Source organism: Bacillus sp. FSL M8-0266, assembly GCF_038613425.1.
Classification (GTDB): Bacteria; Bacillota; Bacilli; order Bacillales; family Bacillaceae; genus Bacillus; species Bacillus pumilus.
Genome location: NZ_CP152015.1, coordinates 885,146 through 907,801, shown reverse-complemented (window position 1 = coordinate 907,801; position 22,656 = coordinate 885,146). Strand labels below are relative to the sequence as shown.

Below are 22,656 nucleotides of genomic sequence, written 5' to 3'. Positions count from 1 at the left end.
ATTGTATTGAGACAAGCTGGGAAATATGTCATGTTTTTGACAAGCATAAAAAAGCCTATCCGCTAGAATCGGATAGGCTTCTACTAATTTAATGTTTGAATGGTAAATAGATGGCGATAGTGGCTGTCTCGGTTCATTAATTCTTCATGTGTTCCTTTTTCCACAATCTCGCCTTGTTCCATGACGACAATGAGGTCAGCATGTGTAATTGTTGATAAGCGGTGCGCGACAATAAAGGTTGTGCGGTCCTTTGCTAGCTTTTGCATCGCTTCTTGAATGTAATGTTCACTTTCTAAATCTAGTGCAGACGTTGCTTCATCTAAAATCAACAGCGGTGGATTTTTAAGAAAGACCCTTGCAATGGAAATCCGCTGTTTTTGACCGCCTGACAGCTTCACGCCCCGTTCTCCTACCTTCGTGTCATATCCTTCAGGAAGAGACATAATAAAATCATGGGCATTTGCCGCTTTTGCAGCCGAAACGATTTTTTCAAAAGAGGCTTCTGGATCTCCAACCGCAATATTTTCTTTAATCGTGTCACTGAATAAGAATGTATCCTGCAGCACCATTCCGACTTGATTTCGAAGGCTTCTTGCTCTGTACTCTTTTATATCGATGCCGTCAATTTCAAGTGATCCGTTTGTCACATCATAAAACCTTGGAATTAAGCTGACGAGAGTCGACTTCCCTCCACCGCTCATTCCTACAAGCGCAACCGTTTGTCCTTTTTCTACTTTCAAGGAGATATTGCGGAGAATCTCTTCCTGCGTGTGTTCATAACGAAACGACACATTTTTAAATTCGACCTCTCCTTTTAAATGATCGGCTTCTTTCGCATTCGGCCGATCTGTTACCTCGTATGGCTCATCAATAAATTCAAAGATACGATCCATTGACGCTACTGACTGAGTTAAAGTCGTGGATGAGTTTATGAGGCGGCGAATCGGGTTGTACATCCGGTCAATATAACCGACAAAGGCGATCATGGTCCCGATCGAAAGTGATCCATTAATGACGGTGTAGCCAGCAAATGCAATGATCAATAGCGGTGCAATATCAGTGATGGTATTGACGACGGCAAATGTTTTAGCGTTCCAATTCGTGTGATTAATCGCTTTGTTTAAGAAATTTTTGTTTTCATCATGAAAATTTTCTTGTTCATATTCTTCAATGGCAAAGCTCCGAATGACTGGCATTCCTTGTACCCGCTCATGAAGATGCCCTTGCACTTCAGCCAGCGCCTGTGACCGCTCTTTTGTCAGCTTGCGGAGCCGTCCGTAAAAATACTTCACTGCAAACGCATATAACGGAAAAATAATGACAGACACGATGGTGAGCTTGATGTCCAGTGTACACATAATGGCGATCACGATCAGCACGGTCATCAAATCTAGCCAAATATTCATAAGACCTGTGATAACAAACTCTTTTGTCTGCTCCACATCATTGATGACTCTAGAAATGATTTCTCCTGTTCTCGTGTTGGCATAATAACGAAGGCTGAGCTTTTGAATATGCGAAAACAGCTTTTCTCGAATATCAAATAATACTTTACTGCCTGTCCACTGCGCATAGTATTGTCTATAATATTCAACAGGCGGCCTCATCACTAAAAATAATGCGAGCATGATTCCCATAATGATCAGTAGAGATGATGTCTTTTCTTCAGCCGACCCCGTGCCTTGAATGACATCATCAATGACATACTTTAAAAGCAGAGGCAATGTTAAGGGAATCGAGAACTTGATCATCCCGATGACCATTGTCAATGCAATCTGTTTTTTATACGGTGTAACAAAAGCCATGTAGCGTTTAATGACCCCCATGTAAATCTCCTTCCCAATCTATCAGTGCCTCCAGTGCCTCTTATCCGTACGCAATCAAAAACCTGTTAGCCTAAAAAGCCAAACAGGTTTTTTGATGCTCTTGCTTATTTTGTATAATGTAAAAAACGTTCATACCACATATCCACAAATTCAGGAGCAAACGGACCTTTCCGCTGGTGAATCCAATGCAATAATGTATTCAGATGCTCTCTTAAGATACTATCAATTTCCTTTGGATAATTCATCTGCCTCTTATGATCTGCATATTCATCCTCATCCAAAATATTATACGTCATGTCTGGAAAGACTTTGACATCTAAGTCGTAATCAATATACTTAATTGCTTCTTCATCTGTTGCAAAAGGAGAGCTGATGTTGCAGTAATAATATACCCCATCATCTCTAAGCATCCCAATCACATTAAACCATTGTTTTGCATGGAAATAGCAAATAGCCGGTTCTCTCGTCATCCAAGTACGGCCGTCGGATTCAGTCACCATTGTCCGGTCGTTTGCACCAATGATACACAATTCCGTTGCTTTCAGAATGGTGGTTTCATTCCAAATCCTGTGGATCAAGCCATTGTGTTTATAGCTTTGAATTTGGATGCTTTCTCCTTCCTTGGGATAGCCCATATTTTCTCCCCTACTTTCTATAACAAACAAACATAACAGTCCAAAGACCTAATTTCCCAACTAAACATGTCTCTATCATATTATACCGTTACATCATTAAAAAATGAAATGAAAAAGCCATTCAACCCAATTGAACGGCACACTGTCTTACATCACGGTTGAACTCTTTTCCATCTGCTTATATGAATTGATGACCTCTTCTGTCTGTTTTGTAAACAAGGTTTGGATTTTTTGCAGTTCCTTACGTTTTTGTTTGATTTGATCATGAATCCTGGTCCACTCTTCTTTTTTTTCATCTTGCAGCAATTGTTTTTCTGTTTCTAAGCATAGATCGAGTTCTCCCTGTACATTGAGTAGTTGATCCATGAGCTGCATTTGTTCTTTTACAAGCTGATCGAAATCAGACATCTAACTCCTCCCTTTTATTCCCATCCACTTTTTGTCTGTATACCACTTCTTGAAAGATTGCTGAAATCCTTTGACTGTTTATGTAGAGGCTTTACAGGTTTTGTCGGATGGTGGGAGAGGCAAAAAGAAAAGCACTTCATTCGTAGATGAAGTGCTTCAGCGTGCAGACAAACCCTCGCATTCGGTGTCAGGTCTGCGCTTCGGTGCTCACGAATGTCAAATTCGCTCCGCTCCGGTGCTCGTCCTTCCTAGACTTCAAAGGTTTTCATGTCACGCTGAAAAGAAGACAAAGGACTAAAATAAAGATCATTTTAGCCCTTTGTCAACAATCTGAAAGAAAAGCACTCCATTCGTAGATGAAGTGCTTTCTCTGTTTCAGTGATTAGCTGTTTTGTTGTTTGTTTTGCTCAGCTTTTTGGTTGTATTTTTTTACTTGCTGTGCGTCAGTCTCGCTAGCAAATTCAGTACCATATTGACCTTGAGCAGAAGCTTGGTTTTGTTTTTTCACTTGTTGTGCGTTTGTTTTGTTTTGTTGTTTATCCATCATTATCACCTCCACGCACATTAATTTGCGCAGAAGGTGTACTTCCTATTCATGATTTTTTAAACAAGCAAAGAACGTCCGCCATCCACAATAATCGTCTGTCCTCTAATCATGTCTGCCTTGCCTGATACAAGGAATTCGACGCTGTCGACCATGTCTTTAATTTCCACCATTCGGCCAGCTGGTGTATTTTTCTTGGCGTCTTCTAAAAGCTCTTCTCGGTTCGGGAAGTGCTTAAGTGCATCTGTATCGATCGCGCCGCCAGATACGGCATTCACGACGATATTTTTTTGTGACAGCTCAACAGATAGATAACGCGTCAACGCTTCTAATGCTGCTTTTGATACGCCGACTACTGTGTAATTTTCAAGGTAGCGGATGGAGCCTAGTGAGCTAATGCTGACGATATGTCCGCCGCCGTTTTTCTCCATTAATTTCGCCGCTTCTTGTCCGCAGAATAATAAAGCTTTCGCATTGATATTCATCGTCCAGTCCCAATGATTTTCTTCAAGGTCCATGATTGGACGCTGAACACCAGATGCCGCATTGTTCACAAATATATCTAAACGGCCAAAGGTTTCGTCGATTTGCTGAAACATATCTTTGATTTTCTCTGGCTGACCTACGTTGGCTTTGACAACCAATGTTTTCACACCCATCGCTTCAATTTCTTCCGCTGTTTCAAGTGCGGCTTTTTTGCTTCTCGCATAGTTAATGACAATGTCATATCCTTTTTCAGCTAGACGAAGGGCTACTTCTTTTCCTACACCTCTACTGCTGCCTGTAATTAATGCACATTTACGTTGACTCATTATGGTTCATCTCCTGATTTGAATAGTTTTCGTCCATTCGCTTCACACTAATAGGAAAGTTCCTATTAGGAGGTTACATTCATGTATGTCGGACGCGATTTAAGCCAGCTTGGCATGATGTCCAAGGATCAATGGAAAGATACTGAGCTTGCTTACTTTCATCATGCTTTCCAACAAATTTTACCTTATTTAAACGAAGAAGGGCAATCTAAGTATCGAGAAATCATTTCTGAAATTGAAAACCGCGGGGGTCTGCACCGAAATGAAGCCGATTATACCCATGGTACAACGGTTAAATATGACTAGGCTGTTCAAGTGCCATCTTCCATATTTTTTGATGTGAGACTGGCAAAGCATATGCCTTAAATTCTTCTGTTGTCACTTTTTTCAGCATCGTGTCATCAGATACAGATGTCACACGTCCAAAGAAAACAGAAATATTCCAGATGAGGTGGGTAAATACATGCTGAATGGTGCCTTCTAAATCACCAAGCTCTGCTTGTACACCTGCCTCCTCTTTTAAGAAATCCATTAGCTGCTCTTTTTCCGTTTTTCTTCCCTTTATGGTTTCCAAATTAGGGAATTCCCATAAATTCGCAAGCAGGCCTGTACTTGGCCGCTTATGAATATAAAGGTTGCCTGCGTCATCAAATAACACCGCTGCTGCCATTGATTTTGCAGTCGGTTTTTTCTTTTTGCTTTTCACTGGGAGCTCATGCTGAACGCCTTCCTCGAGTGCCGAGCAATGCATGTTTACAGGGCAAATGAGACATGCAGGGGATGTTGGGGTGCAAATGAGCGCACCTAGCTCCATCAACCCTTGATTGAATTCTGACGGCTTTTCCCGGGAAATGAGCTGATCCACCGCAAACTCGAAAATATTTCTCGTTTTTGGTTTTGCAATATCATCCCATATGGACAAAATACGGGAAATGACCCTCATAACGTTGCCGTCTACCGCAGGGTACGGCTTGTTATAGGCGATACTCAGTACTGCGCCGCTCGTATACGGACCTACACCTTTGAGCTTTGAAAATTGCTCTTTCGTATCAGGGACAACGCCCTCGTAGGATTCATAGACTTCTTTCACAGCTGCCTGTAAATTACGCACTCTTGAGTAGTAGCCAAGACCTTCCCATGCTTTCATGACTTTTTCTTCATCAGCTAAAGCAAGATCCTTCACCGTCGGGAATTGCTCCATAAACCGGTTGAAGTACGGAATGACCGTATCCACCCTCGTTTGCTGAAGCATCACTTCTGATACCCATACGCGGTATGGATCTTGATTTTCACGCCACGGAAGTGTTCGTTGTTCTTTTTCATACCAATCAATTAAATCATGCTGAAAGCCCGCAATATCTTTGCGGTCCAGCTTTTCTTGAATGTCTTTCATATCTATACTCCTTCTTATTGAACCAAGGGCTAACATTCTGAAAAGAACCTTATTTGTTGTATACTGTTTGTAGATACGTTAACATGTTACATTAAATCAGAACAAAGCAAAAGTGCTTTTGCACATAGTCTTGAAAGAAGGCGTATACTTTGTATGATTGTTCCTAAGCATGACAACTAGGAGGTAATCAATTGGATACTGGTACTCATGTAGTAATGGGCATTTCTCTTGGGGGACTTGCACTTTTAGATCCAGCCGTCAGCGCAGATCCACATATGGCACACGCCGTGATGATCGCGACCATCGCCGGCTCCCAAGCACCAGACATTGATACTGTGCTAAAACTAAAAAATAATGCGGTTTATATAAGAAATCACCGAGGATTTACACATTCCATTCCTGCTGTACTGTTTTGGTCATTGCTAATTCCGGCTGTGATTTTCCCATTTGTGCCGGGGGCGAATTTACTTCACCTTTGGCTATGGACACTATTAGCCGTTGTGCTTCATGTGTTTGTCGATATATTCAATGCATACGGCACGCAGGCCATTCGTCCATTTTCAAAGAAGTGGGTAGCGCTTGGGATTATTAACACGTTTGATCCGTTTATCTTTTTTACCCATCTTGTCGCCATTGTCGTTTGGGCGATTGGCGGGCATCCCGGTTATACGTTCATTACGCTGTATGCTGTGATTTTCTGTTATTATATCGTCAGGGTGATCATGCAGCTTCAGATTAAACATCAGCTGCGTGCACAATTCGATGAAATTGAAGACATTATTATTTCGCCTACAATGAAGTTCAGACAATGGCGCATTGCCGTGAAATGTAAATCCTCTTTCCATGTTGGGCGCAGTATGAATGGAGAGGTTGTCATTTTAGACACCTTTAACCGTGTGCCGGTCCCTGATACAGAGATTATGAAAATTGCCAAGCAAGACGAAAATATTTCAGCCTTCCTCTCCTTCTCCCCTGTCTACCGGTGGGAAGTGGATAAATACAAGGATCATTATGAGGTGCGGTTCATTGATTTGCGCTATCGCAGCAAAGGGCACTATCCTTTTGTCGCAATCTGCCATATCGACATGGACCACCAAATCAAAAATTCCTATACCGGCTGGATTTTCAGTGAAGAAAAACTGCAAAAAAAATTAAGACTCGGCTCTGTGTGAGCGAGTCTTTTTTTGTTGTGTAGGGCTTGGATTTAGGGGGAAGTACATTATTTTGAATTTATGTAATTCGCAGAAACAGTGATCTATGCACTTATGTTGAGTGCGACACCAGGCTTTCCTGTCTTTTCCCACCATTCACCATTTCAATCCACGCACTCATGTAGAGTGCGACAACAATCCAACGTATCAAGCCAAGATCGAGGAGATCATTTCAATCCACACACTCATGTAGAGTGCGACGAAATTGTTGTCTTTGGTATCCAAGGATTTGTAAAATTTCAATCCACGCACTCATGTAGAGTGCGACTGCGATTTCCGCCCTAATTATAACATTTTTTAGGGAATGATCGTCAAAACCCTTAAGTTTCTATATAGAACTTTGTTTTCACTCTTAAAAAATATACATTTTTTCTCATTTTTGTCGAATGAATAGGTGCGAATGTTCCAGAGATTTTATGTTCACCTCTCATTCGCACCGAATTTTTCTAGTCTGAAATCTATTTGAATCTTGATAATCATATTTATTATTTCAGCAACAACTTTGAATTTAATTAAATACATTACTACTGAGAGGCTGAGTTATGTTTTTCGTAATTATTAATCCACGCACTCACATAGAGTGCGACTAGAGATTACAAAGAAATATGGGCTTACAGTCGTATTTCAATTCACGCACTCATGTAGAGTGCGACTAAATTTATTACTCAGTGGGAATTTATAAAGGAATTTCAATCCACATACTCATATAGAGTGCGACATCCAACAATATTATTGCCAACTCTCCAGTCCAAAGACTCAGCAGTGGTTTGAAGACGACAAAATATTTCAATCCACGCATTCATGTAGAGTGCGACCATAGACCATTATTTATCACAGCCGTTAACAAAAATTTCAATCCACGTACTCATATAGAGTGCGACAAGTCAAGGCACTATTAGACATTATGTTTGACTTATTTCAATCCACGCACTCATATAGAGTGCGACAACACAAGGAGGAACGATCATGAAAAAAGGCGGTAATTTCAATCCACGCACTCATATAGAGTGCGACAGCAAGGTTTATCTCTATGGCAATTTAATGATTATTTCAATCCACGCACTCATGTAGAGTGCGACTGCGATTTTCGCCCTAATTATAACATTTTTTAGGGAATGATCGTCAAAACCCACAAGTTTCTATATAGAATTTTGTTTTCACCCTAAAATATACATTTTTTCTCATTTTTGTCGAATGAATAGGTGCGAATGTTTCAGGGATTTTATGTTCACCTCACATTCGCACCGACTTTTTCTTAGTATGAAATCTATTGAAACTTGTTAATCATAATTCTTTATATTTCAGCAACAATTGAATTCAATTAGATTCATGACTACTGAGGCAGGAGGCAGGAGGCAGGAGGCAGGAGGCAGAGTTATGTTTTCGCAATTATTAATCCATCCACTCATGTAGAGTGCGACCCTATCTGACACTAATAGTAATGAGCGGTTGTTTATTTCAATCCACGCACTCATGTAGAGTGTGACGCTTTTTATGTAGAAATCGGTTGGATTAACAAAATTTCAATCCACGCACTCATATAGAGTGCGACTGCGATTTCCGCCCTAATTATAACATTTTTTAGGGAATGATCATCAAAACCCTTAAGTTTCTATATAGAAGTTTGTTTTCACCCGTAAAATATATACATTTTTTCTCATTTTTGTCGAATAAAACGGTGCGAATGTTCCAAGGATTTTATGTTCACCTCACATTCGCACCTAGTCTTATGAAATGACGTTGTCCATTTTAAGTCTTCCATAACCCGCATTTGTTTTAGCGCCGATTCCTTCGTGTTCTAAAGCGCCTAGTAAGATGGTTTTGGCGAGTTCGAGCCATTCCGCTTCTTCTGGTAGATTCTTTTTTGTTTTCAATAGAAGTTGAAAGCGGCCGTTGACCACCGTTAAGAAATGAATCGGTGTTGGTGAGTCATCATCTCGAGGGGCTGGAACACTTCCCCCTTTGTTCATCTTATCTAGCTTGACGCTGTTGTAGTCTGAATGATGTGGTGTCATCACATCCACTTTGAATGCTTCTCCTACCGTCTCTGGCATCATGAGCGCATCATGAAATTCGATGATACCGGCACGTTCGTTTGTGCCAAACAATGTGTTGTAATCACTACCACCTTGTTTTAGTTCTTCAAAGTTTTCACCTAATACAGAGTGGGCATAATGAGAGGCTACGCCTTTTAAAGCTGTTCCTGGTAAATAAGGAATGCCGTATATCGGGTGTAATAACAATCCCGTTTCAAGTACACCCTCTCCTCCATGTCCAATGACTAACGGCGATATGGACTTGACTAGGCATGTGGGGTTCGTATCGGTATAATATTGCTCCACAAATTTTTCATACAATAAGCGATTTTCCCCCCACTGTTTTCGATGTAGACTAATCACATTTTCATAAAATGACTGCTTCTTCGCACTGTCCTTTATGATGTTCGACAATGTAGAACCACCAATCTCCCATTTGCTTTTGTTTAAGATTAATGACAGATTCATTGGATGTCCTCCACATTTTCCGCCCCTTGTTCCACCTTTAAAATAGATTCCGCATATCTTTTTAACCAAACAGATGCACTTAAAGCTTGTCTTGATTTGATTAAGTAATCTCGATTGGAAGCTGACCAATCCCCTTGTATATCTAGTGTTTCTTTTATATCCTGAACGAATTGTTGATAAACATTTCCTTTTTTTGATTTTGCCTCAAAAAATGTAATGGTGAGCCTTAATCCATTTGTTAAGATCATTGAGGCGAATCTGTGACAGAGTTGTCCATATTGATTTGAGAAATTCTCCTCATTCGTTTTGGCATTCATCACATGTTGATACGCTTTCTCAGCATAATGATGTTGAATGAGTTTCATGATCCCTCCCCTCCTGTCATGCGCCAGGATACTCTTCCTTTACCTACATTTGTGTTTCCACCTAATTGAAGATACATCTGTTTTTCTAGTTGATTTAAAAGTTGATGTCTAACGGATAAATCATTGCTTCCATCGACACGATCACACCACATGAGCCCATAAAATATGGCTTCTGCCGGTACATACTCTTCATACCAGAGAGCTCCTTTACTAACTGTTTGGGTTTCATGATCAATTCTAATACGAGGTGTCACTTCAGAATTCATGGTGACAATGTATTGAAAAACGTCATCACTTACAATCACAAATCGTTCTATCCAAAGAGTTTGTGATTGTTTATCCTCGAATAAAAGTTTGGCCATCTGTTCAGCAAAATCGGTTAGTTGTTGAGATTTTTTCGCTGCCCCTTGGAATTCACCTAGGTATAATTCGTCATTCTCTACTAATTTAGAATTCATGGTGACTAGCGTGCTTGATTCTTCTATGAGATCAGGGATATCCAGCGATACGCCTAATGCTTTTGCATCGCGGGCTAATCTTTTCAATATGAGTGGACTTGCCACATATCCAAATGTACCGTATCTACTCGCCACAGGGAATGAAAATAACCGGCCATCTGTCATGACGACTGCTCCTGCGCTTCCATCTTGATCTCCTTGTGTACCAAATACTTTTTGTACGAATGTGTCTTGTCCTTTCGCGCGATAATGTTCACGCTGCACGCCTTTGATACTGCTTCCAGGTATAATCGGCCATTCTGTTACTTTTTCTCGTTGAATGGGCATATCAATCACGCCAACTCCTTCACCCGCTCCAATATGAAGGGGGGATAAACAATGTATCCAAAACCAACGGCTTGCTTCCATCATCTCACTCCTCTTATTCATTCGGTTTCCATGTTCCCCAAAGTGCTAACCCGCAGCCATCTTCACGATCAAACGCTTCTTTGCGCCGGTTACGATCAGATACTGATTGAAGCCACATTTTTTCGGCCAGTTCTGCTGGATCTCCTTCTTCTACTGTAAAGAAGTAAACACTACCCGCGGGGACTAAGCGGCGGATTGCTTTTTCACGCCCTTTGTCTTTATTTGCTAAACTCCATCCAGAGATTGGCTGCCAATGCGGAACAGATGCCCAAACCAATTTCAGTCGTACATTTGTATCAAATAGTGGTTTTGACATAAGCTGTTCATCCAGCCATCCGGGCTGCCATCCTTTACTGAAATAAGCGGGTGTTGCCAATATCATGCGAACATACGGCTTGTTTTTGAGCGATTCTTTAATAGCTTCCGGACATGTCCAATCTTGTTGGTATACATGTGGCCTGTCTTCTATATGAGCCAGCCGACGTTCACCACCTATCGGGTGAATGCCTGAGAAAGGCTTTAATTCTTCTGACTCTTCAGTAGATAACTCTATTCCCGCCTCCAGTTTAAAGTCATCTGGGAATAAGAGCGATTCAGTTGAAAATAGATGCTGGTCTTTTGCTCTTTTACTGCCATTTTCCACCTCAATTTGTGTTCGTTCCTGACGCTGTAATGCAGGAATAAATGCCGGTGGTGTTTCCTTTTTGAAAGAATGATTTTCCTTCTGTATGTGTTGGTATTCAGTCAAGGCTTCCTTCACCTGACTCTCATCCACTGCGTCTGTCAGCCAGTTCACCATCCACTTTAGTGATACAAAAGCAGGCGGCGATTTCATTTTTTTACGAGCACCAGCTCCAACTGGCGGCCATAATGCCTCACTAAAACGGCCTGTTTTTCCTGTACCATAAAAGCCTTGGCCTTTCGACATCATTGGCTTTGGTCTTACTTGATTCATCCCATACTCATCATCGAATAACTCAAGGTCATTAGGCATTGGCACATATAAATGATCATGCCAGCGATATAAAGGACCTCGCACAAGAGATTTTGCATAATAAGAAAGTGGCGTCGTGTGTTTTATTGATTGTCGTTTCTTCGCTAGAGCTGTACGAAGTGTTCCTGCGACCACACTCGGCGGAACATCGTTTAGTGAACGCGCCCGTATACCTGGTACACTTTGAAATGGGCGTGCATCACGAATAAGCAGCGGATCAAGCGGTTGAATGTGAAACCATCTTTCAGGCATGTCCACTTACCTCCTCTAGTTGAAGAGCAATGATCATACATTCAGCGATTGTATGTAATTCTTCTAATGTATTCTTCTTCGGTATATACTTCGCAATCAATTGATCGATCCACTCTTTCGTTTCTTGCTCTGTTTTTGCTTCCGTTTTCTTTTTGAATGCAAGACGTCTTATCTCTAGTGGAATGAGTTCATCTAAAATTGCTGGCTGTTTTTTAAATGGAGACTGTTCGTATGTTTGATACAACTCTCGTAAGCCATATGCAAAGCCAGATGTGAAATAAGACTGTTTTAACCACGTCGTCATCTCTTGGATAGAGGCCACTGGATCTATTTGAAATGAGACTGAGATATTCATTGTGTCTCCTCCGCCTCGCTTTTGGAAATGAATCGCTAATGAATTTCGCTCTTGTTTTGCATATTGTTCAGCTTGACGTGCCATGCTTCTTACTTCTTCGAGAGGCTCAAGCATATGAACGATGGCGATGCCAATTGAAATCGAAGGAGGTGTTTCACTATGTTGATGAGCATTCATCGTTGATACAAATTCTCTTTGTAATTTCCCAGCTGCTTCTAAGCATTTGTGAACCGGTACATAAGCCATGACATCATCTCCACCGCCATAAATCAATGTACCTTCACATTCGGAAATAATCCCACTTGCCTTTGAAGCAAAAGTTGAGAGCGTTTTAGAAAATGCAATATGACTTTCTACATGCTGTATATTTCGCAGTTGGCTGCCCATCTTATCTCCATCCGCCATGAGAAAGGCATAGTAAGGTGAAGGTGCTGGTGGTTTGATCGGCTGGCCGTGATGCTTGCTGTATTCACCTTTGAAATATTTTTCGAGCAGCTGTGTGATATCATTTTTCGCTTCTGTTCGTGTGGTCCCGACAAGTCCACGTTGTTCAAGATAATCTTCTATTCTTCTTTCATAAAAAAGCGATGCCTCACTCAAATCAATAGGGGCTACTGTTAGATTCATATTCTCAAGATATGTTTCTACATCTTTTACATATTGTGTGGCTGCTTTCTTCATCTGTTCATTTTTTAGCAACATATTTTGATAGGGAGCAAAAGCTTTATCACATACAGATGGAAATGTCTTGCTCGGATGCTTATGTAAGGACAATCGTTTGATCACTGAAATCGCATCTAATGATTCATGTTCACCAATTCCCAATTCCGCTAGTTGCGCCACTTGCTGTGGTGTTTTTTGCTTTTGAAAAACAGATTCTCGTCCACCGTCAAGTGATGATTTTGGTTCACCGAATAACGCCCCTGGCTCATTTTGTTTAAAATCTCTTAAAGTCTTCCTTGCAGCCATTAAACCTTCGACTTCTTGAAGAGCCAAATGATACGGACTTGCGGACGCATTTGCCGCTTCCTCTTGAGTTTGCATCTCAGTCCACACAGCATAAAATTCCAATAAATCATCTACTTGTCGATTCCATGTGCCTATTTGAATATAAGGGTCCACAATCCCTCTTACAAAGTCTGCGTATTCCTTCCATTTGTCATATATTGCTTTTTTCACTTGTCTTGCAATGGATGAAGGCTGTTCGTGTGAGATTTTCCCCAATATTTTATTTGGTGCGTTGTTTGGTTCTGCGTTGTTTGGTTCCGCAGAGGATTCGTTGAACACAGGGAAAATAAGCGTTCCACCCAGTTCTTGAAATTTCTTCGCACCTGCTTTACTTAATTCAGATAGAAGAAAAGAGCCAAACCATAAATCACGCGTCCGCCGTGCTTGCGCAATAAATTCTTGAACAGGTCCTATAGAAAATAGCATTAATGTTTGTTTTTGTGATTCTTCTGACAAAATGTTTGCACCTCCTTGCTATGTAAAAAGGCTTGAATCGCCGATGAGTGCGTACGGCCACTCTCGTCTTGTAATGGGTTTTTTGAGTAGGTGGCTGTTGGGTAGATACTTTGTTCATCTGTCACATCGGGCAAAGGCTTTCCGTACCCTAAAAGCGATAAAGCTTCGATCTTTGGTTGCTGCAACACCATAATCATGCCCACCGATTCCTTTTGATTAATAGCTAACGGTTTTAAGATGAGTGGTGATGCCAAGCGATTTTTATTTCGCGGGACTAACGTCTTTGTATTAGGCTCCTTTTGAAACCACTTTCTTTTTGCTATTTCTTCTTTGCTTCGCTTCTTATCTTTTTTCGATTCCTTTTTAAAGTTAAAAACAATCGGCATACCAAATTGCGCCCTAGGAAAAGCGATATATCTCTTTGGTTTATTTGAAGGATACGGTAATTGATGATCAGGATGTGACATATTCGCTAGATGACGTATGGAATCTGCCTCAGGCCAATAACTTCTCCCAGCCTCCCCATTTTGGATATTATGTTTTTTACGAAATTCACTGTATGTATCCATTGTTCTCGTCCAGGATAAATGCGTTTGAGAAGCTTTATTTTGTAATCTAAAATCCCAGCTTAGCGTTGCCCATTCACGAGACACTTTGGGAATAGAGATAGCATATTGACATATCTTCTCTTTAAACCATTGATCAAATCGCTCCTTACTGACTTCTTGCTCTTTAGGAGAAAATGTTTCACAGTATAAACTCCCACAACCACGTCTCGTTCTTGCACCAAGTCCCCCAAAATTGATCCACGCCCATAGTGCAGCTTCAATTTCATTGCCTAACTTCTTTTTATCTTGTGAAGTCATTGAAGCATTCTCGGTCAAATACACATTCATTTTGAAATATCCCATCAACATTTTATTTGGTGTTTTTTGAAAAATATATGTTGGAGGGAATTTGATCTGTTTTTTTTCTTTAAATATTTCTTCAACGATTACTTTAATTAAGCTGCTTTTTTCTGTATGACCAAATATCTCTGCTTCTCGTTTAGATAATTCATTTGCATTCTTGCAAGCAGCTCCTCGGGTTGCACGCCACCAGAAACGAAGATGACCACGAATCGCACTTTCTCGAATCGGTCTGTCTTGATCAATTGAGTTTGATTGGGGCCCTCCCCCAAACATTGGCGTAACCAAATGAATAGTAAGCGGCTCTTTAAAAAGTCTTTGGTCTTCATGAATGTTCGTGTCAATCGCATGTTTCACATCATGCCAATTCGTTTTGGGTTTACTAGATTCCCTTGTCATGTCGCTCTCCTTTCTTCACTTTGTTATCTGTTTCTGAAATAGCTCGGCATATGCATAGTGAGGGAAAAACATGGGATTGTTAATGAGCATCAGCAATTGATTTAATTGGAAATTTAGTGTCAACAGATCGTATCCATCAATACGTAAACCGCTGAGTTTGTTCGAAATCACTTTGTCTTTACTATCACCTTTATTTTTCTCACTATTTTCTTTCTTTTCTTCATCCTCTTGTTCCCTAGATCTTTCTGGATCATAACAATTTAATTCATTAGCCCACCATCCTAGGTGTTCACCTTCATTAGGAGCTCTTAAATGAAATACACTCTTTTGTTTCATAAGTATAAAGTCAAATGCTTTGTCTAATATTGTAAACATCTTTGAAGATGAATTTGCTGTTTGCCTTTTTAAATTACTTGCTAAAATTAAAATAGGACGTGTTCGTTTCTGTGTATCATTTTCAACCATGACAACCCCTTGGGCGGCCATCCTAGCTATTCCTTTTGTTTTCGGTACTAATTTTTTTATATTGTCAGACCAAACTTTTAAATTATCAACATCGAAATTTGAACTTTTACATTCTATAGCAACCGCAACCGCCTCAATCGGTATAAATTTCAACGAATTGTGTTGGAACACATACGGCGTATACTGCTCATCAAAAACGGCAATATCGACTTCGTTAGAATGATTTCCATCTGAGTCGATAATGATGACACCTTGTGCTAATGAATATTTTTTAGGAATGATTTTCCGAAAAAACTCCATCCACATCACTTCTCTAGAATCCCCTGTCAGCCCACCATGATTAGAAGCAAAGTCCACTTCTTCTGATATCATGCTGTTTAATCTTTGATAATTCTCTAAGATCAGCTGCTCCACTTTACCGGTTCGCTCCGTTTCACCCAAACCATTTCCTCCTTCACCACTCATTACGAATGGATAATATTTGAATCTAAATAACTACTTTTCATTTCGACTTATTTTGAGATTTTTTAAGGTTTATTTAGGAAAAAGAAGAAGAAAAAAACATGACTGCAATGAGTCATGTTTTCACTATACAAATAACCAGTATATGGCTTTTGTATTTGAAAGAGGATGTTGTAAAAAGATGGTCTTTTAGGTGGTCATACCAGTTTAAGACACAATCATTTAAAATCGCGCACTCATGTAGAGTGCGTTGTTGAAGCAACAGGATTAGCAAAATTTCAATTCACGCACTCACATAGAGTGCGACGATGCGATCCGAAGAAAGGTCGGTGTTTTAGCATATTCAATCCACGCACTCACATAGAGTGCGACTGCGATTTTCGCCCTAATTGTAACATTTTTTAGGAAATGATAGGCAAAATCCACAAATTTCAATATAGGATTTTGTTTTCTTCTTCATAAAATATGCATTTTTTCTAATAAAAAGGTGCGAATGTCCTGGGGTTTTTATGTTCACCTCACATTCGCAACAAATTTTTCTTAATCCTATTTAATTAAAAGCTATTGCTCTAAAAGTACTTATACATTATTTCATCAACAGGTTTGAATTCATTTAAAAAGATGACTACTGAGCCAGAGTAACGTTTTTCACACTTAAATCAAGCGCAACTGTCAACATTTCTTCCAAGCTACCTCAATTCATACACTCATGTAGAGTGCGACTCGCTGGGTCGACCAAAAAGACAACGGCTATATATTTCAATCCACGCACTCATGTAGAGTGCGACTTGAAACAGTTAGAGGAAAATAAAAACAAACAGATTTCAATCCACGCACTCATGTAGAGTGCGACTGCGATTTCTGCCTTAATTATAACATTCTTTAGGGAATGATAGCCAAAACCCTCAATTTTCTATATGGAATTTTGTTTTCACCTCTAAATAATATACATTTTTTCTCATTTTTGTCGAATAAAAAGGTGCGAATGTCCCGGGGATTTTATGTTCACCTCACATTCGCACCGAATTTTTCTTAATCCTATTTAAATAAAAACTATTGCTCTTGAAAACATACTTATTTCACTGTTTCATCAACAGCTTTGAATTCATTAATAAAATTGGTGAGACAGAGTTATGTTTTTCACACCTATATCAAGCGCAATTGTCAATATATCTTTCAAACTACCTTCTGACAAGAATTTTATTCCTCACACTCATATAGAGTGCGACAGGGAGACTTGTTATCTCTGGAAAGCTATTCGAAATTTCAATCCACGCACTCATATAGAGTGCGACTGCGATTTCCGCCCTAATTATAACAGTTTTTAGGGAATCATAGCCAAAACCCTCAATTTTCTATATGGAATTTTATTTTCACCTCTTAAATAATATACATTTTTTCTCAATTTTGTCGAATGAAAAGGTGCGAATGCCCCAGGGATTTTATGTTCACCTCACATTCGCACCGAATCTTTCTTAATCCTATTTAATTAAAAACTACTACTGATGATAATCATACTTATTTCGCTGTTTCATCAACAGCTTTGAATTCATTAATAAAATGGCTGAGACAGATTTATGTTTTTCACACCTATATCAAGCGCAATGTCAATAAATCTTTCAAGCTACCTACTGACAAGAATTTTATTCCTCACACTCATATAGAGTGCGACCACCCCATATGCACGTGGGTCTCGTGCCGATCACATTTCAATCCACGCACTCATGTAGAGTGCGACACAAATTAGAAAGTCGATGATTTCTGGATACATATTTCAATCCACACACTCATGTAGAGTGCGACATTGACGTTGATCAAGTATGGTATTACCGTTTTAATTTCAATCCACGCACTCTTGTAGAGTGCGACCAAAAACATTTTAACAGAATGTTTGTTCGGTGTCATTTCAATCCACGCACTCATGTAGAGTGCGACAGCGATTTCTGCCCTAATTGTAACATTTTTTAGGAAATGATAGGCAAAATCCACAACTTTCAATAAAGAATTTTGTTTTCCCCTTTATAAAATATACATTTTTTATCAATTTTGTCGAATAAAAAGGTGCGAATGTCCCGGGGATTTTATGTTCACCTCACATTCGCACCATCAACTTCTCTTACAACTTCGTCATATATTCCACAATAAACTCCCAAAAGCCAGGTCCTTCTTGGTAAATCAGCCGGTCTATTTTTTCGATGAGTTTGATATAAAGTTCTTGTTCGAGGTCTTCTCTTTCTTGATATGCCGTGTTTTGTAGTTTCTTTTTGATCATGGGTGTGAAGGTTTCAATGAGTTCTTTCATTTCTCCATTCGTCATTTTTTCTTCGTTCACGGACATCTCCCCCTGTTTCTTCTTTTAGTTTGTTGAGCGCTTTTTTGTGGATGTTTGAGATGTTTTGTCTCGTTTCGCCTAGCCGATCAGCTATTTCTTTCATTGTTTGACCTTCAACATAAATATGGGTTAAGACCATTTTTTGTTTGTCTGTGAGCTGCTGGTAGGCCTTGTACAATGTTTGATCTTGCAGGTACTCTCCTAAGTCTTGCTGGTTGAAGAGCACGGCTTCATACGTATCTGTTTGAACAGGGTCTTTCACTTCTTGCGTATCAGGATGATCGAGTATGAGTGGAAAACGCTGCTGCTTTTTTTTGACTCGTTTGTCAAAGTCGACTGAAAAGATGCGTATCATTGTGGAAATATACTTGATGATGCGGATTTTCTGATAGAACTGTTTGAACTCGGAATCTAGTATTTTGGCATTTTCCTCGTTTGGCTCTTCCATGACTTGCCGGAGCAGCTGCTCGTTTTTCGGGTTGCTTAAAAACTGCTGAATGAGCGGGTGATCAATGATTTCCTTCCATTTTGCTTTCAATAACAGCCGATAATCCATGTGCATCCTCCCCTTTGTTCTCTCTACTTGCATTAAGTGGACAAAAGTTAAAAAAAGTAAACTTTGTGAAACGGGTCTAATGATTCATTTTCTCCCCCTTTGATTTCCTATTTCTTCTTTCATACCACTTATAGAGAAGACGAGTATCCGCTGGGAGGTGAGACAAATGGAGACCTTTTTTTCGGAGGAATGGCTGAAACAGCTCGGTCAGGCTGGCTTTCCTGCCATTTTGACGGTTTATTTGCTGACACGTTTTGAACGAAAGTTTGATGAATTAAGCAAACTCATCCAACGATTGGTCGCTGTTCAAAAAAATGATGAATCAGATTGACATCTTCTTGATTCGTTTCACCTTATGAAAACGAGGGCGAAATGAAAGGCCTTTTGTCATCTCACACAATACGATGTTGAAAGGGGATTTTATCATGAGTGAAAAGCAAAATGGTGTACCACAGCCGATTCGAGGAGAAAAAGGAGCAACGGTCAAAATTCCACGTAATCTCGAGCGAGACAGACAAAATCCAGATATGCTCACGCCGCCAGAAACCGATCATGGAACGGTTCCCAACTTGAAATATTCTTTTTCTGATACGCACAGCCGTTTAGAAAAAGGCGGCTATGCCCGCGAGGTAACGGTGCGTGAACTGCCCATTTCTAAAAGTCTTGCCTCTGTGAACATGCGGCTAAAGCCTGGTGCAATTCGCGAGTTGCACTGGCATAAGGAAGCGGAATGGGCGTACATGATTTATGGGGAAGCACGAATTACATCGGTTGATGCAGAGGGACGGAATTTTACAGAGGATGTGACTGAGGGGGATTTGTGGTACTTCCCTTCAGGCTTGCCGCATTCTATTCAAGCACTTGAACCGGGAGCTGAATTCTTGCTTGTGTTTGATGATGGTTCCTTCTCTGAAAATAGTACGTTCCAAGTGACTGATTGGCTTGCCCATACGCCAGAGGAAGTTGTGCTCCAAAACTTTGGAATGACAAAGGAGCAATTTGAGCAGCTGCCAGAGAAAGAGAAGTATATTTTCCAAAAAGGAATTCCTGGTTCCCTTGAGTGTGACAAGGTGAAAACAGAGCAAGGAGAAGTTCCGAATTCCTTTAAATATGAGCTGTTAAAACAAGAGCCGATTACGTCAAGCGGCGGACAAGTGTGGATTGCGGATTCTACCAATTTCAAAGCCTCTAAAACGATTGCCTCTGCTCTTGTGAAAGTTGATCCAGGTGCCATCCGTGAGCTGCACTGGCATCCAAATACGGATGAATGGCAATATTTCATTTCTGGAAAGGCACGAATGACGGTATTTGCTTCTGATGGACATGCGAGAACCTTTAACTATCAGGCGGGAGACGTTGGCTATGTGCCATTTGCGATGGGGCATTATGTAGAAAATACAGGCGACGAACCGCTTTATTTCTTAGAAATCTTTAAGAGTGATCATTATGCAGATATCTCACTCAATCAGTGGCTTGCAGTCACACCGAAACAGCTTGTTCTTGATCATTTAGATCAAGGCGAAGACTTCTTGAAATTGCTTGACACTGAAAAACATCCTGTCATCGCTGCACCTAAAAAAGAGGATTAATTCAACCCTCCTGCAAAAAGGCTGTCCTTTTTGCAGGTATCTTCATGTAAAGGAGTGTTGTTTACCCATGCAGCAATCTGTTCACGCTTTATGGCAAGGGCTGAAATGGCTGATGGCGACGTCGGCTATCTGTTACATATTTTTGTTGTTTTGTGTGCTGTTCTTTCATTTGACGGGTGCTTTTTATCAATCGATTTTATCGCTGCTACTGTTTATGGGCATCTATGTTGTACTCGGAATCTCTTTTGAACATCTGGAACACGTGCTCATGCGGTTTGTTCGAAAATGCCGGTCCAAAAAACGATCCATCGTTTTCTATGCCATCTTATTTCACCTTTTGTTTATTTGGGGTGCTGTCTATTTATCAGACGAATTGGTTGACGGCATTTTACTGTCTACTTCTGAAGAAATTCTCTTTGCGCTTAGTCTTTGGCTATTTCATTTTTTGTTTGATTATGCGACGTTTCCATTTGATAAGGAAGCTTCGTGAGGCTATCGTCTTTCTGTTGAGAGCGCTTGTTTGACCTGCTCCATATGATGAATATCATGCTTAATCAAACCTGGAAAATAACTTGATAACGTCAGCTCGGTTTGACCGATCAAAAAGGATGTATTCCAGCGAGATGCTTCGATTTTCTTCATTTCTTGAAGCAATTCTGTTCTGATAGCAATAAATCGCCCGATCGTCTCGCTTCTCTCTTCGTGTCTTGCCCTTTCGGCTGACTGTATATTCATTTCATGCACATCAGGTGCCTTACAAATCGCCCGATCGTTCCAAAATTCCTTTAGGCGATCATGTAAAATAAATTCATCCCACGGAACGAAATGAGCGATGATCTCAGCAATGCTCCATTTTCCATCAGCGATGGCGCTGCGCCATTCTTCGTCTGTTACATCCGCTAGTGACAGTACCCATTCAAGGGTGTGTTCATAGTGTTTTATCACGGTGTCTTTGTTCATGTTTTGTTATCCCCTTCATGTTTTTAAAAGAAGTTGATTAGAAATTGGTTAGTTTCATTCTTGCGAAATCATTTATAACATATTATCATATACTTTAATTACCAAATGAAGAGGGGGAATTGTGATACGCTGTCCTATATGAAAAAGCTTATTTTTTTGCACTAAAATAAACCGACTGGTCTGTTTATAGAAGAGGAGGGGAAATAATGAAATCTCAACATGTGATCATTATCGGCAGTGGTGTAGCAGGATTGGCTACTTCTTTATTTTTAAAAAAGGCTGGGATGGAAAGTACGATTTATGAAAGCAGGTCAGATGAAGAATTAGAAACAGGAGCAGGTTTTTTACTGTCTCCGAATGGGGTAAAGATTTTGGATGAAATCGGGTGTAAAAATGAAGTGATAGCAAATGCAACAGTGATAAAGAAGATCCAGCAAATAAACAGTGAAAATGAAGTAGAAGCGATCTTTCACAATTATAGTGAAAAATATTATGATGCCCCTTTACTGAACGTCATGAGAGACCAAATCATCAAATCACTTTTAAAAGAAGTTCACCGTCAAGGAATAGAAGTGAAATACAACAAAAAGTTAACCTCGATCAAACAGCTGCCTCATTCCGTACAGGTTCTTTTTGAAGATGAAACTGAGATAACAGGTGATATCGTAATAGGAGCAGATGGAACTTTTTCGAAAACAAGAGAGGCTGTTGCGTTTAATGCTAAATTAGACTATAGCGGTTTTTGGGGACTTCAAGGAGTATCGTTTGTGAAGGATTTTGTATTGGATGAGGCAACAAGTTATTTTTACAATGACGGAAACTTTCAATTCATTTTTGGAAAAGCGCATCCAACAAATAAAATGAATATTTTATGGCAAGCTTTCTCTCAGTGTCCTGAGAAGTTACCTACAAAACATTTTGAGAAAGCCAATAAAGAAACCATCAGACAGTTATTATATAAACAAATGGAACATTGGAACATTCCTAAACACCTTTCTGACATCATCGATCATACAGACATGTTCTTTCCAAGAAGTATCTATGAAATAAAGGATCTTCCTGTGTGGTCAAAAGGACGAGTTGTTCTTATAGGTGATGCTGTACATACAGCAAATCCTTTTGTTGGTCAAGGAGCATCGTATAGTCTAGAAGATGCCATGGTCATAGCAAAGATGCTAAGAGATCATGATTATCGAGATGCGTTCTATTATTATGAAAAGGATCGAAGAAAGAGGACAGAAGAATTGAATGCGCTATTTCAGCACATGGGTATTCAGAATGATATTGATAAAAAAATGAACGAATACAATATTGAATGGGATGAAGAAACATACGTATGAGATGAAAAATAAAAAA

The 22,656-nt window shown here is 40.0% G+C and carries 21 protein-coding genes, 1 pseudogene and 2 CRISPR repeat arrays; of the genes and pseudogenes, 6 read left to right on the top strand and 16 right to left on the bottom strand.

Annotated elements, in window-relative coordinates:
* Positions 1-83 precede the first annotated feature (83 nt).
* From MKY83_RS04305 to fabL, 5 genes and pseudogenes are all read right to left on the bottom strand, one after another.
* The gene (locus tag MKY83_RS04305) at positions 84-1,826 is read right to left on the bottom strand and encodes an ABC transporter ATP-binding protein (protein WP_065097433.1); all 1,743 of its coding nucleotides are present in this window, start codon (positions 1,824-1,826) and stop codon (positions 84-86) included.
* 104 nt (positions 1,827-1,930) lie between these two features.
* Positions 1,931-2,461, bottom strand: coding sequence for a DUF402 domain-containing protein (locus MKY83_RS04300; protein WP_003217818.1), 531 nt, complete (start codon positions 2,459-2,461; stop codon positions 1,931-1,933).
* A 147-nt stretch (positions 2,462-2,608) separates the two neighbouring features.
* Entirely contained in the window at positions 2,609-2,869 is a 261-nt protein-coding gene (locus MKY83_RS04295) for a YgaB family protein (RefSeq protein ID WP_003217867.1), read from the bottom strand.
* A gap of 382 nt (positions 2,870-3,251) precedes the next feature.
* Positions 3,252-3,398, bottom strand: a pseudogene (locus MKY83_RS04290) (gamma-type small acid-soluble spore protein); the annotation flags it as partial.
* A gap of 74 nt (positions 3,399-3,472) precedes the next feature.
* Entirely contained in the window at positions 3,473-4,225 is a 753-nt protein-coding gene (fabL, locus tag MKY83_RS04285) for an enoyl-[acyl-carrier-protein] reductase FabL (RefSeq protein ID WP_003217873.1), read from the bottom strand.
* Between the two features lie 81 nt (positions 4,226-4,306).
* On the opposite strand from fabL, the gene MKY83_RS04280 reads away from it, so the two are divergent.
* Positions 4,307-4,531, top strand: coding sequence for a hypothetical protein (locus MKY83_RS04280; RefSeq protein ID WP_044139672.1), 225 nt, complete (start codon positions 4,307-4,309; stop codon positions 4,529-4,531).
* On the opposite strand, the gene mutY is transcribed toward MKY83_RS04280, so the two are convergent.
* The gene (mutY, locus tag MKY83_RS04275; RefSeq protein ID WP_106067534.1) at positions 4,518-5,618 is read right to left on the bottom strand and encodes an A/G-specific adenine glycosylase; all 1,101 of its coding nucleotides are present in this window, start codon (positions 5,616-5,618) and stop codon (positions 4,518-4,520) included. The two genes, MKY83_RS04280 and mutY, sit on opposite strands and share 14 nt — an antisense overlap.
* 191 nt (positions 5,619-5,809) lie before the next feature.
* On the opposite strand from mutY, the gene MKY83_RS04270 reads away from it, so the two are divergent.
* On the top strand, positions 5,810-6,790 hold the full coding sequence (locus MKY83_RS04270) for a metal-dependent hydrolase (RefSeq protein WP_044139674.1): 981 nt from the start codon (positions 5,810-5,812) through the stop codon (positions 6,788-6,790).
* Between the two features lie 822 nt (positions 6,791-7,612).
* Positions 7,613-7,908: direct repeats of the CRISPR family, unit length 20 nt; unit sequence ATTTCAATCCACGCACTCAT.
* Between the two features lie 648 nt (positions 7,909-8,556).
* On the opposite strand, the gene cmr6 is transcribed toward MKY83_RS04270, so the two are convergent.
* The 9 genes from cmr6 to MKY83_RS04225 all read right to left on the bottom strand — a co-directional run bounded on the left by cmr6 (position 8,557) and on the right by MKY83_RS04225 (position 18,751).
* The gene (cmr6, locus tag MKY83_RS04265) at positions 8,557-9,333 is read right to left on the bottom strand and encodes a type III-B CRISPR module RAMP protein Cmr6 (protein ID WP_342488200.1); all 777 of its coding nucleotides are present in this window, start codon (positions 9,331-9,333) and stop codon (positions 8,557-8,559) included.
* Entirely contained in the window at positions 9,330-9,698 is a 369-nt protein-coding gene (gene cmr5 / locus MKY83_RS04260; protein ID WP_342488199.1) for a type III-B CRISPR module-associated protein Cmr5, read from the bottom strand. Before cmr5 ends, cmr6 begins: the two co-directional genes overlap by 4 nt.
* On the bottom strand, positions 9,695-10,564 hold the full coding sequence (gene cmr4 / locus MKY83_RS04255; RefSeq protein ID WP_342488198.1) for a type III-B CRISPR module RAMP protein Cmr4: 870 nt from the start codon (positions 10,562-10,564) through the stop codon (positions 9,695-9,697). Before cmr4 ends, cmr5 begins: the two co-directional genes overlap by 4 nt.
* Positions 10,565-10,577: 13 nt before the next feature.
* On the bottom strand, positions 10,578-11,810 hold the full coding sequence (cmr3, locus tag MKY83_RS04250) for a type III-B CRISPR module-associated protein Cmr3 (RefSeq protein WP_044139678.1): 1,233 nt from the start codon (positions 11,808-11,810) through the stop codon (positions 10,578-10,580).
* Positions 11,803-13,629: a type III-B CRISPR-associated protein Cas10/Cmr2 gene (cas10, locus tag MKY83_RS04245; protein WP_342488197.1), complete on the bottom strand. Its 1,827-nt coding sequence runs from the start codon at positions 13,627-13,629 to the stop codon at positions 11,803-11,805. Before cas10 ends, cmr3 begins: the two co-directional genes overlap by 8 nt.
* A complete protein-coding gene (cmr1, locus tag MKY83_RS04240) occupies positions 13,599-14,936 on the bottom strand; it encodes a type III-B CRISPR module RAMP protein Cmr1 (RefSeq protein WP_342488196.1) in 1,338 nt (445 codons plus the stop codon). The genes cas10 and cmr1 overlap by 31 nt, the downstream gene beginning before the upstream one ends.
* A 15-nt stretch (positions 14,937-14,951) precedes the next feature.
* Entirely contained in the window at positions 14,952-15,842 is an 891-nt protein-coding gene (locus MKY83_RS04235) for a DUF6602 domain-containing protein (protein WP_342488195.1), read from the bottom strand.
* 1,674 nt (positions 15,843-17,516) lie between these two features.
* Positions 17,517-17,799: direct repeats of the CRISPR family, unit length 19 nt; unit sequence CACTCATGTAGAGTGCGAC.
* Positions 17,800-17,979: 180 nt separating this feature from the next.
* On the bottom strand, positions 17,980-18,201 hold the full coding sequence (gene rsoA, locus MKY83_RS04230) for a sigma-O factor regulator RsoA (RefSeq protein WP_342488194.1): 222 nt from the start codon (positions 18,199-18,201) through the stop codon (positions 17,980-17,982).
* Positions 18,149-18,751: a sigma-70 family RNA polymerase sigma factor gene (locus MKY83_RS04225; protein ID WP_342488193.1), complete on the bottom strand. Its 603-nt coding sequence runs from the start codon at positions 18,749-18,751 to the stop codon at positions 18,149-18,151. The genes rsoA and MKY83_RS04225 overlap by 53 nt, the downstream gene beginning before the upstream one ends.
* A 166-nt stretch (positions 18,752-18,917) precedes the next feature.
* Here MKY83_RS04225 and MKY83_RS04220 point away from each other — a divergent pair, with 166 nt between their 5' ends.
* From MKY83_RS04220 to MKY83_RS04210, 3 genes are all read left to right on the top strand, one after another.
* Positions 18,918-19,082 carry a YvrJ family protein gene (locus tag MKY83_RS04220; protein WP_003217819.1) on the top strand — a complete coding sequence of 55 codons (165 nt, stop codon included), beginning with the start codon at positions 18,918-18,920 and terminating at the stop codon, positions 19,080-19,082.
* Positions 19,083-19,176: 94 nt separating this feature from the next.
* Positions 19,177-20,340 carry an oxalate decarboxylase family bicupin gene (locus MKY83_RS04215; protein WP_342488192.1) on the top strand — a complete coding sequence of 388 codons (1,164 nt, stop codon included), beginning with the start codon at positions 19,177-19,179 and terminating at the stop codon, positions 20,338-20,340.
* A 67-nt stretch (positions 20,341-20,407) separates the two neighbouring features.
* Positions 20,408-20,830, top strand: coding sequence for a regulatory YrvL family protein (locus MKY83_RS04210; RefSeq protein WP_268455037.1), 423 nt, complete (start codon positions 20,408-20,410; stop codon positions 20,828-20,830).
* Between the two features lie 2 nt (positions 20,831-20,832).
* On the opposite strand, the gene MKY83_RS04205 is transcribed toward MKY83_RS04210, so the two are convergent.
* Positions 20,833-21,300, bottom strand: a complete 468-nt coding sequence (locus MKY83_RS04205) for a DinB family protein (RefSeq protein ID WP_342488191.1) — start codon at positions 21,298-21,300, stop codon at positions 20,833-20,835.
* A 206-nt stretch (positions 21,301-21,506) separates the two neighbouring features.
* Here MKY83_RS04205 and MKY83_RS04200 point away from each other — a divergent pair, with 206 nt between their 5' ends.
* A complete protein-coding gene (locus MKY83_RS04200; RefSeq protein ID WP_342488190.1) occupies positions 21,507-22,640 on the top strand; it encodes an NAD(P)/FAD-dependent oxidoreductase in 1,134 nt (377 codons plus the stop codon).
* Positions 22,641-22,656 lie beyond the last annotated feature (16 nt).

Bases quoted from the DNA above. Each gene is read 5' to 3' on its own strand.
- MKY83_RS04305 (WP_065097433.1), bottom strand. From the start codon at position 1,826: ATGGGGGTCATTAAACGCTACATGGCTTTTGTTACACCGTATAAAAAA.
- MKY83_RS04300 (WP_003217818.1), bottom strand. From the start codon at position 2,461: ATGGGCTATCCCAAGGAAGGAGAAAGCATCCAAATTCAAAGCTATAAA.
- MKY83_RS04295 (WP_003217867.1), bottom strand. From the start codon at position 2,869: ATGTCTGATTTCGATCAGCTTGTAAAAGAACAAATGCAGCTCATGGAT.
- fabL (WP_003217873.1), bottom strand. From the start codon at position 4,225: ATGAGTCAACGTAAATGTGCATTAATTACAGGCAGCAGTAGAGGTGTA.
- MKY83_RS04280 (WP_044139672.1), top strand. From the start codon at position 4,307: ATGTATGTCGGACGCGATTTAAGCCAGCTTGGCATGATGTCCAAGGAT.
- mutY (WP_106067534.1), bottom strand. From the start codon at position 5,618: ATGAAAGACATTCAAGAAAAGCTGGACCGCAAAGATATTGCGGGCTTT.
- cmr6 (WP_342488200.1), bottom strand. From the start codon at position 9,333: ATGAATCTGTCATTAATCTTAAACAAAAGCAAATGGGAGATTGGTGGT.
- cmr5 (WP_342488199.1), bottom strand. From the start codon at position 9,698: ATGAAACTCATTCAACATCATTATGCTGAGAAAGCGTATCAACATGTG.
- cmr4 (WP_342488198.1), bottom strand. From the start codon at position 10,564: ATGGAAGCAAGCCGTTGGTTTTGGATACATTGTTTATCCCCCCTTCAT.
- cmr3 (WP_044139678.1), bottom strand. From the start codon at position 11,810: ATGCCTGAAAGATGGTTTCACATTCAACCGCTTGATCCGCTGCTTATT.
- cmr1 (WP_342488196.1), bottom strand. From the start codon at position 14,936: ATGACAAGGGAATCTAGTAAACCCAAAACGAATTGGCATGATGTGAAA.
- rsoA (WP_342488194.1), bottom strand. From the start codon at position 18,201: ATGTCCGTGAACGAAGAAAAAATGACGAATGGAGAAATGAAAGAACTC.
- MKY83_RS04225 (WP_342488193.1), bottom strand. From the start codon at position 18,751: ATGGATTATCGGCTGTTATTGAAAGCAAAATGGAAGGAAATCATTGAT.
- MKY83_RS04220 (WP_003217819.1), top strand. From the start codon at position 18,918: ATGGAGACCTTTTTTTCGGAGGAATGGCTGAAACAGCTCGGTCAGGCT.
- MKY83_RS04215 (WP_342488192.1), top strand. From the start codon at position 19,177: ATGAGTGAAAAGCAAAATGGTGTACCACAGCCGATTCGAGGAGAAAAA.
- MKY83_RS04210 (WP_268455037.1), top strand. From the start codon at position 20,408: ATGCAGCAATCTGTTCACGCTTTATGGCAAGGGCTGAAATGGCTGATG.
- MKY83_RS04205 (WP_342488191.1), bottom strand. From the start codon at position 21,300: ATGAACAAAGACACCGTGATAAAACACTATGAACACACCCTTGAATGG.
- MKY83_RS04200 (WP_342488190.1), top strand. From the start codon at position 21,507: ATGAAATCTCAACATGTGATCATTATCGGCAGTGGTGTAGCAGGATTG.